This window comes from Sphingobium sp. BS19 (assembly GCF_027925545.1).
GTDB lineage: Bacteria > Pseudomonadota > Alphaproteobacteria > Sphingomonadales > Sphingomonadaceae > Sphingobium.
Window position 1 is genome coordinate 26,083 of sequence record NZ_BSEF01000011.1, and the last position, 14,590, is coordinate 40,672.

General features: G+C 60.8%; 12 protein-coding genes. 9 read left to right on the top strand and 3 right to left on the bottom strand.

From position 1 onward, the window contains the following. The first annotated feature begins 34 nt into the window (after window positions 1-34). The 3 genes from QMG56_RS13900 (at window position 35) to QMG56_RS13910 (ending at window position 3,644) form a co-directional block, all read left to right on the top strand. Window positions 35-1,540: a Do family serine endopeptidase gene (locus QMG56_RS13900; protein ID WP_230186285.1), complete on the top strand. Its 1,506-nt coding sequence runs from the start codon at window positions 35-37 to the stop codon at window positions 1,538-1,540. Window positions 1,541-1,635: 95 nt separating this feature from the next. Then, window positions 1,636-3,264, top strand: coding sequence for a helicase HerA-like domain-containing protein (locus QMG56_RS13905; protein WP_281822911.1), 1,629 nt, complete (start codon window positions 1,636-1,638; stop codon window positions 3,262-3,264). Window positions 3,265-3,278: 14 nt separating this feature from the next. Continuing rightward, the gene (locus QMG56_RS13910; protein ID WP_281822912.1) at window positions 3,279-3,644 is read left to right on the top strand and encodes a hypothetical protein; all 366 of its coding nucleotides are present in this window, start codon (window positions 3,279-3,281) and stop codon (window positions 3,642-3,644) included. An 8-nt stretch (window positions 3,645-3,652) separates the two neighbouring features. Here the strand turns inward: QMG56_RS13910 and QMG56_RS13915 are convergent, their stop codons facing one another. Further along, window positions 3,653-6,391, bottom strand: a complete 2,739-nt coding sequence (locus QMG56_RS13915; protein ID WP_281822913.1) for a TonB-dependent receptor — start codon at window positions 6,389-6,391, stop codon at window positions 3,653-3,655. 239 nt (window positions 6,392-6,630) lie between these two features. Between QMG56_RS13915 and QMG56_RS13920 the strand changes: the two genes are divergently transcribed. Further along, complete coding sequence (locus QMG56_RS13920; protein ID WP_375713704.1) at window positions 6,631-7,683, top strand: phytase; 1,053 nt, start codon at window positions 6,631-6,633, stop codon at window positions 7,681-7,683. A gap of 6 nt (window positions 7,684-7,689) precedes the next feature. On the opposite strand, the gene QMG56_RS13925 is transcribed toward QMG56_RS13920, so the two are convergent. Together QMG56_RS13925 and queF are read right to left on the bottom strand one after the other, a co-directional pair. Next, the gene (locus tag QMG56_RS13925; protein ID WP_230186290.1) at window positions 7,690-8,088 is read right to left on the bottom strand and encodes a thioesterase family protein; all 399 of its coding nucleotides are present in this window, start codon (window positions 8,086-8,088) and stop codon (window positions 7,690-7,692) included. 55 nt (window positions 8,089-8,143) lie between these two features. Next, complete coding sequence (gene queF, locus QMG56_RS13930; RefSeq protein WP_230186291.1) at window positions 8,144-8,590, bottom strand: preQ(1) synthase; 447 nt, start codon at window positions 8,588-8,590, stop codon at window positions 8,144-8,146. Window positions 8,591-8,691: 101 nt separating this feature from the next. Between queF and QMG56_RS13935 the strand changes: the two genes are divergently transcribed. The 5 genes from QMG56_RS13935 (at window position 8,692) to QMG56_RS13955 (ending at window position 14,485) form a co-directional block, all read left to right on the top strand. Further along, window positions 8,692-9,843, top strand: coding sequence for a hypothetical protein (locus tag QMG56_RS13935; RefSeq protein ID WP_281822914.1), 1,152 nt, complete (start codon window positions 8,692-8,694; stop codon window positions 9,841-9,843). Window positions 9,844-9,874: 31 nt separating this feature from the next. Further along, window positions 9,875-11,419: a cryptochrome/photolyase family protein gene (locus tag QMG56_RS13940; RefSeq protein WP_281822915.1), complete on the top strand. Its 1,545-nt coding sequence runs from the start codon at window positions 9,875-9,877 to the stop codon at window positions 11,417-11,419. A 27-nt stretch (window positions 11,420-11,446) separates the two neighbouring features. Next, a complete protein-coding gene (gene sseA, locus QMG56_RS13945) occupies window positions 11,447-12,289 on the top strand; it encodes a 3-mercaptopyruvate sulfurtransferase (RefSeq protein WP_281822916.1) in 843 nt (280 codons plus the stop codon). After that, complete coding sequence (metC, locus tag QMG56_RS13950; RefSeq protein WP_281822917.1) at window positions 12,286-13,509, top strand: cystathionine beta-lyase; 1,224 nt, start codon at window positions 12,286-12,288, stop codon at window positions 13,507-13,509. The genes sseA and metC overlap by 4 nt, the downstream gene beginning before the upstream one ends. Window positions 13,510-13,720: 211 nt before the next feature. After that, entirely contained in the window at window positions 13,721-14,485 is a 765-nt protein-coding gene (locus QMG56_RS13955) for a TorF family putative porin (RefSeq protein WP_281822918.1), read from the top strand. Window positions 14,486-14,590: the final 105 nt, after the last annotated feature.

Genomic DNA, 14,590 nt, shown 5'->3' on the forward strand with positions numbered 1-14,590 from the left:
CTTTTTCCATGAAGTCATGAGAGGACATTCATTCGTGCGTTACGCTTATGCCATTACCGGAGCCTTGTTGCTGGGCGGCACTGCCATTGCCGTTACGTCCAACCAGCCCCTCGGCGCACAAACCGCCCAGAATGAAGGCATGCAAGCCGCTGCGCCGCGCGGTGCGCCGGTCAGCTTCGCCGACATGGTGGAGAAATTGCAGCCTGCGGTTGTCAATATATCGACCAAACAGCGCGTGAAGGTGCAGAATCCGTTCGCCGGAACGCCCTTTGGCGAGATGTTCGGTGCACCGGGGGGGGCGCCGCAGACACGGCAGGCGCAATCGCTGGGATCGGGCTTCATCATTTCGGCGGACGGCTATGTCGTCACCAACAATCACGTGGTGGCACCGGGCGCAGAAGGCGCCACCATCGACAGCATCACTGTGACGCTGACCAATCGTGAGGAATATACTGCCAAGCTGGTGGGCCGCGATGTGGCGAGCGATCTGGCGGTGTTGAAGATCGAACCCAAAAAGCCGCTGCCGTTCGTGAAGTTCGGTGACAGCACCAAGGCGCGCGTAGGCGACTGGGTGATTGCCATCGGCAATCCCTTCGGTCTGGGCGGTACAGTGACAGCAGGCATTATTTCTGCCGTGCATCGCAACACCGGCGGCGGCAGCGACCGCTTCCTGCAGACGGACGCTTCGATCAATCAGGGCAACTCCGGCGGCCCGATGTTCGACATGAACGGCAACGTCATCGGCATCAACAGCCAGATTCTGTCGCCTTCGGGTGGCAATGTCGGCATCGGCTTTTCGATTCCCTCGGAACAGGCCGTTCCGGTCATCGAAACGCTGCGCAAGGGGCAGAGCGTCAAGCGCGGCTATCTGGGCGTGCAGATCACGCCGCTGTCCGAAGACATTGCCGATTCGCTGGGCCTCGCCAAGAATCGCGGTGAGTTCATACAGGGTGTCGAGCCGGGTCAGGGCGCGGACAAGGCCGGGATCAAGGCTGGCGATGTCATCGTGAAGGTCAACAATCGCGAAGTGACGCCGGATGAGACATTGTCCTTCATCGTCGCCAACCTGCCCATCGGATCGCGCGTGCCCATCGAGCTGATCCGTAACGGTCAACGCCAGACAGTGACGGCAGTGGTTGCAGAGCGTCCGCCCGAAGACCAGTTGAATGCCTTTGCGCAGCAGGGCGATGACGACTTCAACAATCCGCAGGATCAGCCCGATACAGGCGCAGCGGCGCAGCAGAGCCTGGGCGTCGCCGTCACGCCACTGACCGCCGCCATCGCGCGCCAACTGGGCGTTGCGGCGGATACGCGCGGTGTCGTCATCACGACCGTTGATCCATCGACCGATGCGGGATCGAAGGGTCTGCGCCGGGGCGACATCATCCTGTCGGCCAATAATCGCCCGACGCTGAGCGAAGCCGATCTGAAGGCCGCCATCGCACAGGTGACCGCAGCAGGGCGCAACGCCGTGCTGTTGCAGGTGCTGCGCCGCGGCCAGCCCGCTACGTTCATCGGAATCCGCTTGCGCGACAAGTAGTCGCGTAATCACACGGTTTCCGGCTCCCCGTCCGGCCTTCCCATGATCGCCTCTCACGGCTAATCTGCGGGAATGCGCTGGATGGGGAGTTTTTCATGAGTGACGGTATTTTTCTGGGGCTGGCCCCCAATGCGTCCGGCGGCATCCCGCAATCGCTCAACCTGAAACGCGCCAACCGACATGGGCTGATCGCGGGTGCAACCGGCACGGGCAAGACCGTGACCTTGCAGGGGATTGCCGAAGGATTTTCCGCAGCGGGCGTGCCGGTGTTCGTTTCTGACGTGAAAGGCGATTTGTCGGGCATATCGATGGCCGGATCGCCGACGTTCAAAAATGCCGATAAGCTGGTGGCGCGGGCGCAGGAAATCGGGCTGGAAAACTACGCCTATTCCGACAACCCGGCGATCTTCTGGGATCTGTATGGCGAACAGGGGCATCCGATCCGCACGACGATCAGCGAGATGGGGCCGCTGCTGCTCGCCCGGTTGATGAACCTCAACGAGACGCAGGAAGGCGTACTCTCCATTGCTTTTCGCTATGCCGATGAGGAAGGGTTGTTGCTGCTCGATCTGGGCGATTTGCAGGCGATGCTCGCGTATTGCGCGGAGAATGCCGATATGCTGTCGGCCAAATATGGCAATGTGACCAAGGCCAGTGTGGGGACGATCCAGCGGCAATTGCTGCAACTCGACAGCCAAGGGGGCGCGCATTTCTTCGGTGAGCCTGCGCTCGACATCCACGATTTCCTGAAAACCGACGAGCAGGGGCGCGGCTACATCAACGTGCTGGCCGCCGACAAGCTGATGCAAAGCCCGAAGCTCTATTCGACGTTCCTGCTGTGGTTGCTGTCCGAACTGTTCGAGACGCTGCCCGAAGTCGGCGATCCGGAAAAGCCGGTGCTCGTGTTCTTCTTCGACGAAGCGCATCTATTGTTCGATGACGCGCCCAAGGCGCTGACCGACAAGATTGAGCAGGTCGTGCGGCTGATCCGGTCGAAGGGCGTGGGCGTCTATTTCATCACGCAGAACCCGATCGATATTCCCGAAGAGGTGGCGGGCCAGTTGGGCAACAGGGTGCAACATGCGCTGCGCGCCTTCACCCCGCGCGACCAGAAAGCGATCAAGGCCGCGGCGGAGACGTTCCGGATCAATCCCGACCTCGACATTGCGACGGCCATCACGGAGTTGAAGACGGGCGAGGCGTTGGTGTCGGTGTTGCAGGAGGATGGATCGCCGTCCATCGTGCAGCGAACGTTGATCGCGCCGCCGCGCTCACGGCTGGGCCCGGTGACGCCGAAGGAACGCGCGATCATCCAGTCGATCTCGCCAGTGTCGGGCAAATATGACGATGCGGTGGACCGAGAATCCGCCGAGGAGATATTGGCGGCGCGCGGTAATGCGGCTGCTGCTGCGGCCACTGCTGCCAAGGCGCAGGCGGAGTCGGACAAGGCGGCCGCAGCGCAAGCCAAAGTCGAAGCGAAGCAGCGAGAGCAGCAGCTTAAGGAACAGGCCCGCGCCGATGCCGCCGCTGCGCGTGAAGCGGCCAAGCCCTCGGTTCTGGGCAAGGCCGTCCAGTCCGCCACCCGTTCCGCCGCGTCAACTGTGGGGCGTCAGGTCGCCAATGAACTGAGCAAGGCGGTGTTCGGCGGATCGAGCCGCAAGTCCACGTCGGGAGGGATCGCCGGGCGACTGGTTCGCGGAATATTGGGCGGGCTGTTTAAGTGATCGCGCGGATCTGCATGATGCTTTCTGCCTTTGCCCTGGTTGCCGCCCGCGATGAGTCGAAGACTACAAACGCACCGCAGCGGATTGCAGCGGCGCAAAAATGGGTTGGTTTGTACGACGGCGGGCAGATGGAGCTGGCCGCACAATTGGAATTGCGTGCCGATGGGCATTTTAGTTTTGCGCTGAGCTATGGCGCGCTGGATGAGGCAGCCGAAGGGCGGTGGCAGATCAGTGGCGATGGCATACAACTGATGCCCGAACGCTATATCTCCAACGATCCGAACAATCGCGATCAGCAATTCGGCTATTCGACACTGACGATAGCGGGAGAGAGCCTTACTCTCTCACGCTATGGCCTTTCACTGCAGTTTACGCGGTAATTGCGCGATCAGAAGTTGAACCGGACGCCGCCGGTGTAGCGCCGACCGAAGCGTTCCCATTCAATGGTATATTTCGACGACTGAACATAACGGCGACCCGGCTGATTGAGCAGGTTCGAAGCGTCAGCGTAGATTTCAAAATTCGGTGTGATGGCGTAACGGATCGAGAAATCCATTTCGTCGTCGGCCGCCCAATATTGTGCCCCGCCGTCGGCGGCTGCCCCCAGCGAATCGAGCCATGCCGTGCGCTTTTGATAGTTAAGGCGCATCGAGAGGCCATATTTCTCATAATAGCCGCCGATATTGTAAACGACGTCCGATGTGCCGGGTAGCGAAAATTTGCTGCCATTCGGCGCGGTTGCACTGCTCTTGTTGAAGGTCACATTGGCCGAGATACCGAAGCCGCCCATCCAGTCTGGCAGGCCGAGGCTCTGAGTATAGGGTTCAAGTTGCTGTTGTACCGCAGCTTCCGCGCCGTAGATGTAGCCATCGCCACCGTTGACGATGGTGCTGAAAAGATATTGTGAGCGATCGACGGTACCGCTGTTCAACACATCGGAGTTAAAGGTGCGGCTGTCGTCGAACAGGACGTCTTTGACCTTCTTGTAGAAAGCACCGACCATCACATAGCCTTGCGGCTGGACATACCATTCGAAATAGCCATCGACACCGAAGGCCCGCTCCGGCTTAGCATCAGGGTTACCACCCGAAACGGTAAGGTTGGAATCGTTGAACGTGAAGTTCGGCCGCAATTGATCGTAATCGGGACGCGCCGCGCCGGAATTGAACGACAGCCGCAGCTTCTTGTCGGTGGCCACATCGAAATTGAAGTGCAGGCTGGGATAAACCAGCGTCAAATCGTTTTCGACTTGGATGGGTGTGGCAGCGCTGCCGTTGACGAAGGCTTGTCCACGGTTCTTGATATGCTCGATACGTGCGCCGCCCAGGATGCTGCCCCAGTCATACGCAACCCGGCCCATAACGTAAGCCGAATAGACCTGCTCACGGACGTTGTAGAAATTGCCGTACAGCGTGTTGTATGTCGCGACGGTCTTTGCCTTTTCGACATTGGCCCGCATTTTGGCCATATCGAAATAGCGGAAGGTGTAGCCCAGCGGGATTTTACCTTTGAACGGGGTGTCGAGCGAGTCCGGCAGGAAGGTGCTGCTAATCCCCAGCGCGGCAGCCTGCGTCGCGTTGATCGACAACTGCGCTTCGTTCGCTTCCTTTGTGCGCTGGTCGAAGCGACCGCCGATGGTGATCGTTCCTTCGCCACCCAACATCGCCATGTCGCGGCTAAGATCGAATTTAGCGGTATAGGCTTTGGTAATATCGACAAAATCGCTGGATGTCAGCGACGTCAAGGGACGCGCGAAATCGTCTATGTTGGTCACCGGCGCGCCCGCGCTGAAACGGCCGCCGCCGCTGAGGGTACGGAACAACTGCACCTTGGCAAGCTGCGGGTCGGACAGATCGTAGGCGACCGTGGGACGTGCCGTGCGCGTCGAGGGACTCTCATAGCGGGCTTCGCCTACGACAGAGCGATCATCCTTGGCGCGGGTGTAATTCAGGCGCCAGCCCAGTTTCCATCCTTCGCCAAATTCATGGTCGCCGCCCAACGTATTGGTGAAGATCGACTGTTCGAACGCACGTAGCGTTGCGCGCTGGTTGATGTCGATTCCGTACACCGTTCCCTTGAGCGGGGTATTGCCGATGCAGAGATCGGCATAACCGCTGGTCGTTGCGCTGGTCGACGGGGTGATGGTGCAACCGGCAGTCGTTTTGTTGTCGCTCTGCTTGTCGTCAAGATCGAAGATATAGTTGTCGCGCGCTTCGTCGTCGGTGAACGTCGTGAAGATCGATTCCACGAAGATGCGATGATCTGCACTCGGTTTCCAATCCAGGCGACCGGAATAGGAATAGTTTTTGCGCGTCAGGCGATACAGCTTGTTTTCAGTTTCCTTCGCCCAGATGCGATCGGCAGCGCCTGGCTGAACGTCTTGCGATACCTGTTCCCAATCTGTCTCGAAATTATCGGTGATCATGTCGCGCTGATAGTAGCTGCCAGAGGCCAGCAGACCGATCTCGCCGATGCCGGTATCCCAGCGGTTCGAAACGACCAATTGCCCTTCATATTCCTGCCGCTTGCCGAGTTCGACATAGCCGCCGCCCAGCTTGCCCGCGATATGGAAGCCCGTGTAGTCGAAGGCCGAACGCGTCTTTACGTCGACGTTACCTGCCACCGTTTCGCCGGTCATGTCAGGCGTCACCGCCTTGCGCACGATGATCTGCGACGCAATGGCCGATGGAATACTGTCATAGCGCGTGTCGCGCCCTTCGGGGCTGACGATGGCGATGCCGTCGATCGACAATGTCGTCCAGTTGATCGGCGCGCCGCGCAAGCTGATATAGCGTGCCTGACCCTGATCCCGCTGCACCGCGACACCGGGAAGACGACCGGCGGCCTGTGCAATGTTCTGGTCAGGCAGGCGACCCACCGAGTCGGATGCCGCCACGGCAACAAGCGAGTCCGAGTTACGCTGCACTACCAATGCGGCAGATTCGGACTCCGCAATCGGGCGCGTACCGTTGACGACAATAACATCGCCTTCGCCGCTTTCATCCGCGGCGGTTGGTGCGACATCCTGTGCCTGAAGCGGCGTGGCAATAAGTGCAAGACCGACGGCCACAATGGCGCGCGTAGCTACGGATGCGCGCAGATGCGCGCTTCCCGTTGTCTTTGTCATCAGATTTCCCCCATTCGAAACTACTACGTTCGTGAGCGGGGCCATATGCAATGCGATTTACAGCACAGCGTCGTCATGATGACAGATCGATGACGTTTCATTTCCAATTGATGACATATTTCATGGGCATCGACGCAAAGTCGTCATCATTGTGAAACAACCCGGCGTCACGAACCGCTTCGACGATATTTGGGGGCATGGTTATGACGGCAGCGACACTGCGGCGGTTGCGCGGATCGATGATAGCAATGGCGGTGGCGAGTGTGGCGCTATCCGCCTGCGCGCCGACCGAGATCCCGGTCGAAGTCCGCATCGCCAATGCCGCGCCCGCCGTTTCGGTACAGGCACGGGGGGAGACGGTGCCGGTGGGCACGACCAATGCCGATGCGGCTGACGATCCGGCGATCTGGCGCAATGCCGCCAATCCTGCAGAGAGCCTGATCGTAGGCACGGACAAGAAAGCGGGCGTCTATGTCTATGGGCTGGATGGCAAGGTCCGCGACTTCTCCAATGCCGGCGCTGTCAATAACATCGACCTGCGCGATACTGTGACGATCAATGGCGCGCCGGGCATATTGGTGGCGGCGAGTGACCGCAACGATCTGACCAATGCCAAGCTGGCGCTGTTCCGGCTCGACCCGGCGACCGCGAAGCTGGCGCCGCTGGGTAAAGTCGATGCAGGGGCCGGGGAAGCCTATGGCGTGTGCTTCTATCAAGCGGCCGACGCGCTCTATGCGTTCATGGTGGCGAAGGATGGGACGATCAATCAGGTCGCCATCGATGCGTCCGGCGCGACGCCGACGGGGCGGATCGTGCGGACGCTGAAACTCGGCACACAGTCCGAAGGCTGCGCCGTCGATGAGCGGACCGGGCGGCTTTATGTGGCGGAGGAAGATGTCGGGCTGTGGCGCTTCGATGCCACTGCGAACGGATCGACGACGCCGGTGAGGATCGCGGCGGCCGACAATCGCAATATCGTGGCCGATGCCGAAGGCGTAGCGATTGCACCTGTGGGCGAACGGGACGGCTATGTGATCGTGTCGAGTCAGGGGGACAATGCCTATGCGGTCTATCGGCTGGCCGACGACAGCTATGTCGGGCGGTTCCGTATCGTCGACGGCGCGATTGGCGGATCGGAGGAGACCGACGGCATCGACCTGATGCTCGGTGACTTCGGGCCGAATTATCCCGGCGGATTGTTCATTGCGCAGGATGGCCACAACGCCGCCGCCGCGCAGAATTTCAAGCTGGTGGCGTGGGACGATATCGTAAAGGCGCTGGGCCTGAAATAACGCGCCTTAGCCCTTCGGCAGAAACCGTTCCGCGATATCCTGTGCAATGCGCGCGGGGCGCAAGGTGACCGAATCGAGGCAGCACCAGCTCGATTTGACTTCGGCCAGCACCTCTTCGCCACGCTTGATAAGCGTTTCGTAGAAGGCCCGCGCGCCCTGCACCTTTTCCACGATCACCGTTGCGATGATGGGATCGTCCAGAAAGGCAGGTTTGCGATAGGTTATCTCATGCTTGAGCGCGACCCACAGATGCTCTGCGACGGCAGCGGGGGGCGCAATTTTTTCCCAATGGGCGACCACCGCTTCCTGTACCCACTTCAAATAATGGGCATTATTGACGTGGCCCATGAAATCGATGTCTTCGGGCAGCACGGCAATGTTGTGGTGGTGAACGGCTGAGGTCATGTGCTGACATTAGTGTAAGTCGCGCGAAAATGCCAGCGGCGTCTTTACCCCTACGTCACCCTCTGCCGCGATAGCCCGGCACATCCTGAGACGGGAGCCAAAGCCCCTTGGGCGGCTCACCCGATTGCCAGAATACGTCGATGGGTATGCCGCCGCGCGGATACCAGTAGCCGCCGATGCGCAGCCAGAGCGGCTTCATCTCGTCGAACAGGCGCTGGCCGATGCCGACGGTGCAATCCTCATGGAACGCGGCATGATTGCGGAAACTGCCAAGGAAGAGCTTCAAGGATTTCGATTCGACGATGGTTTCGCCGGGAGCATAATCGATCACCAGATGCGCGAAATCCGGCTGACCCGTGACCGGGCAGAGCGAGGTGAATTCCGGTACGGCGAAGCGCACGAGATAGGTGGAGCCCGCACGCGGATTGGGGACGTAATCGAGGACCGCTTCTTCCGGCGTCGCGGGAAGGGCGCTGGTCTGGCCCAGATGGATCGGTTGCATGGCTGTCCATCTACGCCATCGCACGGCTGATGTCATTCCCTTGCCGACACCCTATATGGTTCATCGGGCATTCACGCGCGACGCAGCTTTGACAGGAAGACATGGGGACAATCAGGCATATCGTGCTGGCAGCACTGGTCGCGACGACACCGGTTATGGTGTTGGCGCAGGATAATAGCGCGCCGCCGCCGTTGCAGGATTTCCGACTGGACCCGTCGCGCGACCCCAATCGGCCCAAAGCACCTGAGCGTGCTGGGCCGGAGATTGGTCCGCAGACGACCACGACGCCTGCGCAGGAAACGCCGCCGCCGGTGACGGCCACAGTTGCGCCGCCAGTTGTCGCACCTACAGTCACCACGCCGCGCGCTATGGCACCGGCAGCGCGACAAGCTAAGGAACCCACGCCTCAGGAGACGGTGCCAGCCCCGACGCAGGAAGCGGCGACGCCCGTGGAGACTACACCGGTCGAAACAGCGCCGACCAATACAGCGGTAACGCCCGCAGTCACGGACAGGCCGGAGGTGGCGACCGAGACGTCGAGTGTCCTGCCGTGGGTTGCGGGCGGCATCGTCCTTGTTCTGCTGGCTGGGTTTTTCATCTGGCGCAGGAGCAATCGGAAAGTCGAGGAGCCAGACGTTGCGCCCGTGGTGGCACCCCCACCGCCGCGCGTTCCGCCAGTGCAGCGCGCCAAGTCCGTGCCGCCGCCACCTCCCGTACGCACCCCGCCGCCGCCACCGCCCGCAGTTGTGCACGCCGTTTCGGCTACGTCGCCCATTGCACTGGAGTTTGCGCCGGTTCAGGTGCGCACGTCGATGGTCGGTGCGCAGGTGGGATATCGACTGACGCTGCGGAACGGCAGCGGCGCGGCGCTGGATGGGCTGGCGGTTGCGGCGTTCATGACCAATGCCGATGCGCAGCATGCGCAATCGCTGGCGGCGTTCTTCGACGATGCCTTTGCGCCCGAGGCGCATCGGATCGCGCATTTGGTGTCGGGCACGGAGATCGCCGTCGATGGCGAATTGCGGCTCGACAGGATCGTGCCCATTCAAGTCGAAGGGCGTGCGCTGCTGATCCCCGTCGTCGCGTTCAAGGTGATTTCGCTCGACGGCGACGAGCTGGGGCGCGGCGCATTCATCGTCGGGCAGGAAAGCACGCCCCCGCGCGCGAAGATGGGACCGTTCCGCCTGGATCAGGGACCGCGCCAGTTCCGCACCGTGGGCAGTCGTCCGGCACAGGTGACGATCCCCGCTTGACGCAACCCGTGCTTAACCCGACGCGTCAACTATGAGCGCGACGGCTAAGACATTGATTCCCTTGCTGGGCGACCAGTTGAGTTTCGACATCGCATCGCTCGATGGGATGGACCCGGCGCGGTCCGTCATCCTGATGATGGAGGTGGCGGACGAGACAGCCTATGTCGCCCATCACCGGGCGAAGATCGCGTTCATCCTGTCGGCCATGCGGCATCATGTGCAGACGCTGCGCGACGCGGGATGGACGGTCGATTATGTGACGCTGGACGATCCGGCAAACAGCGGCAGCTTTACCGGCGAAGTAGCGGGTGCCATCGAACGCCATAAGCCGGACGCCATTGTTGTCACCGAAGCGGGAGAATGGCGGGTGCAGGCTATGCTGGAGGCGTGGGCGACACGCTTTGCCCTTCCGGTCGATATCCGGCTCGATACGCGCTTTCTGGCGACCCATGCGGAGTTCGACACCTGGGCCGCGGGCAAGAAGCAGTTGCGGATGGAATTTTTCTATCGCGAGATGCGGCGCAAGACTGGCCTGCTGATGGATGGCGACAAGCCTGAAGGCGGCAAATGGAATTACGATGCGGAGAATCGCAAGCCTGCCGCCCGGTCTCTGTTCGCGCCGCAGCCTCCGCGCTTTGCGCCCGATGCAGTTACGCGCGCGGTATTGGACATGGTGACGGCACGCTTTCCCAATAATATCGGGAGCCTTGAGACATTCGCCTTTGCGACGACGCGGGAGGATGCGCTGACGGCACAGACTGCGTTCCTGGACCATGCCCTGCCGCAATTCGGCGATTATCAGGATGCGATGCTGACAGGGGAGCCGTATCTGTGGCACTCGATCCTGTCGCCCTATATCAATGTCGGACTGCTCGATCCGTTGCACCTGTGTCGCGAAGTCGAAGCGCGGTACCGCGAGGGGAAGGTGCCGCTCAATAGCGCCGAGGGGTTCATCCGCCAAATCATCGGCTGGCGTGAATATGTACGCGGCATATACTGGCGCGAGGGGCCGGATTACGTCACGCGCAACCATTTGGACGCGCATCGCCCGCTGCCGGATTTCTACTGGACGGGCAAGACGGCGATGCATTGCCTCTCACAGGCCATCGGCCAGACCATCGACCATGCTTACGCCCATCACATCCAGAGGTTGATGATAACCGGCAATTTCGCGCTGCTGATCGGCGCCGACCCGGCGGCGGTGCATCGCTGGTATCTGGAAGTCTATGCCGATGCCTATGAATGGGTGGAACTGCCGAATACGCTGGGCATGAGCCAGTTTGCCGATGGCGGCATATTGGCGTCCAAGCCCTATTGTTCGGGCGGGGCCTATATCGACCGCATGTCCGATTATTGCGGGTCGTGCCGTTATTCGGTGAAGCAGCGCACAGGGCCGGACGCCTGCCCGTTCAATGCGCTTTATTGGCATTTCCTTGACCGCAACGTGGGCAAGCTGCGCAACAATCAGCGGCTCGCCATGCCGTATCGTACGTGGGAAAAGATGGCCGAGGCGGACAAACAGGCCTTGCGCGATAGCGCGTCGGCCTTTCTCGACAGTCTGGCTCCTTCCCCCTAAAGAACCAGTCGATGGAGGGTTTGACATATGGAATTGCTGGTTTCGACCGATTGGCTTGCGAACGAAATGGGCGCGTCGGATTTGCGCATCGTCGACGCGACGCTGTTCCTGCCCGGTAGCGACCGCGATCCGCAGGCGGAATATGATGCCGGACACATTCCCGGCGCGTTCTTCCTGAACCTGCCCGAACTGTCCGACCCCAATGATCCGCGCCCCGGCATGTTGCCGCCGCCCGAAAAATTCGCCAGCCGCATGGCGGCGCTGGGTCTGGGCGACGGCAGCCGCATCGTCATCTACGACAACAGCCCGCTCCGCACATCGGCGCGGGCGTGGTGGATGTTCCATGTCTTCGGTGCGCACAAGGTGGCGATTCTGGACGGCGGCATCCAGAAATGGATCGCGGAGAAGCGGGACCTGGAAAGCGGCAAGCCCAAGACGCGCCATCGTCACTTCACCGTGTGGAAAGACAACACGACCGTTGTGACCAAGGCGGACGTGCTGGCGAACATCGCCGGCAAAAAGGCGCAGGTCGTCGATGCACGGTCGATGAGCCGCTTCACCGGCGAAGACCCGGAGCCGCGTGCCGGCATGGCGTCAGGCCACATACCCGGATCGGTGTGCCTGCCCTACAGCCGGTTGTTCAATGCCGATGGTAGCTGGAAACGCGGGCATGAATTGCGCGGGCTCTTCCACGAAGCGGGCGTTAACCTGGATAAGCCGCTGATCGTCAGTTGCGGCAGCGGCGTTACGGCAGCGGACGTGCTCTTCGCCGCGCATCTGCTGGGGAAGACCGACATCTCACTATATGACGGAAGCTGGAGCGAGTGGGGTGCCGACCCCACCATGCCCAAGGCGACAGGCCCGGCGTGAGCGACGACAACGAAGATACCCGGCGTCCTTCGACCAAGGTCGTTCAGGCAGGGCGCAAGGCGGAATGGACCGGGATGCCCGGCCAACCCGGCGGGATCGTCAATCCGCCGGTGTGGCGGGCGTCGACCATATTATATGATGACGTTGCGCATCTGCGCGCGGCATTGAGCAATACGCATGAACGGCTGTTCTACGGCCGCAAGGGTACGCCGACCGCCTGGTCGCTGGCCGATGCGCTGACGTCGCTGGAACCGGGCGCCCATGCCACGGCGCTGTTTCCCTCAGGTGTCGCGGCGATTGCCTGCGCGCTGATGGGTGTGTTGCGGCCGGGCGATGAACTGCTGATGGTCGACAGTGCCTATGATCCCACGCGCGCCTTTTGCGAAAAGGTGCTCAAGCCCTTCGGCGTCGAGACAATCTATTACGATCCGACCATCGGCGGGGGCATAGCCGAACTGTGCACGGAGCGGACGCGCGCGATCTTTCTGGAAAGCCCCGGCAGCCTGACGTTCGAAGTGCAGGATGTGCCCGCCATCGTCGCAGTGGCAAAGGCGCGCGACATCGTGACGATGATGGACAACACCTGGGCAACGTCGCTCTATTTCCAGCCGTTGCAGCATGGCGTCGATATGGCGATTCTAGCCTGCACCAAATATATCGTGGGCCATAGCGACGTGATGATCGGCTCGGTCACCGCCAATGCCGCGACATGGGAAATGGTGCGGAGCAGCGCGCAATTGTTCGGGCAGATGACCAGCCCTGACGATGCGTGGCTCGCATCGCGCGGGCTGCGCACATTGGGCGTAAGGCTGGCCCAGCATCAGGCGAATGCGCTGGCCGTGGCGCAGTGGTTGTCCGAACAACCCGACGTAGCGCAAGTGTTGCATCCCGCACTCCCCGGCTGCCCGGGCCATGATCTTTGGAAGCGTGATTTCACCGGATCGAGCGGTCTGTTCACCTTCGTTTTGGCGGGCGGCACCGACGCCAAAGCAGACAAGGCGCGCGCGGCATTGATTGATGGCCTTGTGCATTTCGGTATCGGCTATAGCTGGGGCGGGTTCGAAAGCCTCGCTTTGCCCGTCGATCCCCACCGCTATCGCAGTGCAACACAGTGGAAGGCCGATGGCCTCGCCATTCGCCTGAATATCGGACTGGAAGATCCTGCCGATTTGATTGCCGATCTTCAAGCAGGGCTGATGCGCTGGCGCTCCACGATGTGACGCAAAGGCGTTGCGCCACTTGTTGCATGACAGCAACATTCTAGTAACAAACAGACATATCCAGACATAATCTTCTTGTGCAGTGCCACATAGATCGGCATCTGAAAAGCGTTACGGCTACCTTATCCCATCCGGTGCCATCCGCCCGGATAGAGAGATAAGGGCCATAGCGCAGGTGGGACGACCGCAAAGATCCATAAGGGGATAGAATATGCGCAAGTCCATTGTCGGCCTGACGGCCGTCCTTTTGTCATCCATTGCCGCTCCGGCCCTTGCTCAGGATGAGCCTGCGCCTGCCGTCACCGTGACCGGCGGTGCGACGGTCGTCAGCGATTATCGCTTCCGCGGCATTTCGCAGACCGACAAGCGCTTTGCCGTGCAGGGTACTTTCACGATTGCCCATGAATCGGGCTTCTACGCGACGGTTTGGGGTTCCTCGATCGACGATTATGTTGCTGCGGGCAGCGACCAGGAAATCGATCTGATCGCCGGCTGGGCCAAGGATTTCAACGGCACCAAGCTCGACCTCGGCGTGCTGTATTATTACTATCCCGGTTCGGGCGGCATGAATTCCGACTTCGTTGAACCCTATGTTGCCGTATCGCACACCTTCGGTCCGCTCAGCGCCAAGGTTTCGGCAGCTTATGCACCCAAGCAAAACGCCATCGGCCTCACCTTCCCCGTCGGTACCGGCAGCGTCTTCAAGAAGGAAGACAATCTGTACACGGCGCTCGACCTGGGAGCAGGCATTCCCAACACACCGGTCAGCCTGTCGGCGCATCTGGGTCACAGCTTTGGGCCGAGCTATCTGACGATCGGTAAGGAATATACCGACTGGAGCGTTGGCGCGAGCTACACTTGGAACCATCTGACGTTCGGTGTCAGCTATGTCGACACCGACGACGATTTCATCACGCCAACGGGCCGCAACGCCAGCAAGGCGGGTGTTGTCGGTTCGATCGGCGTCGCGTTCTGATAGACGCTTCTTCGATATAAAGAGAGGGTCGCAATCCGGGGGGATCGCGACCCTTTTTTATGGCCTGTGCATGTTACTTATTCAGATATCCGCAACGGATCGCTA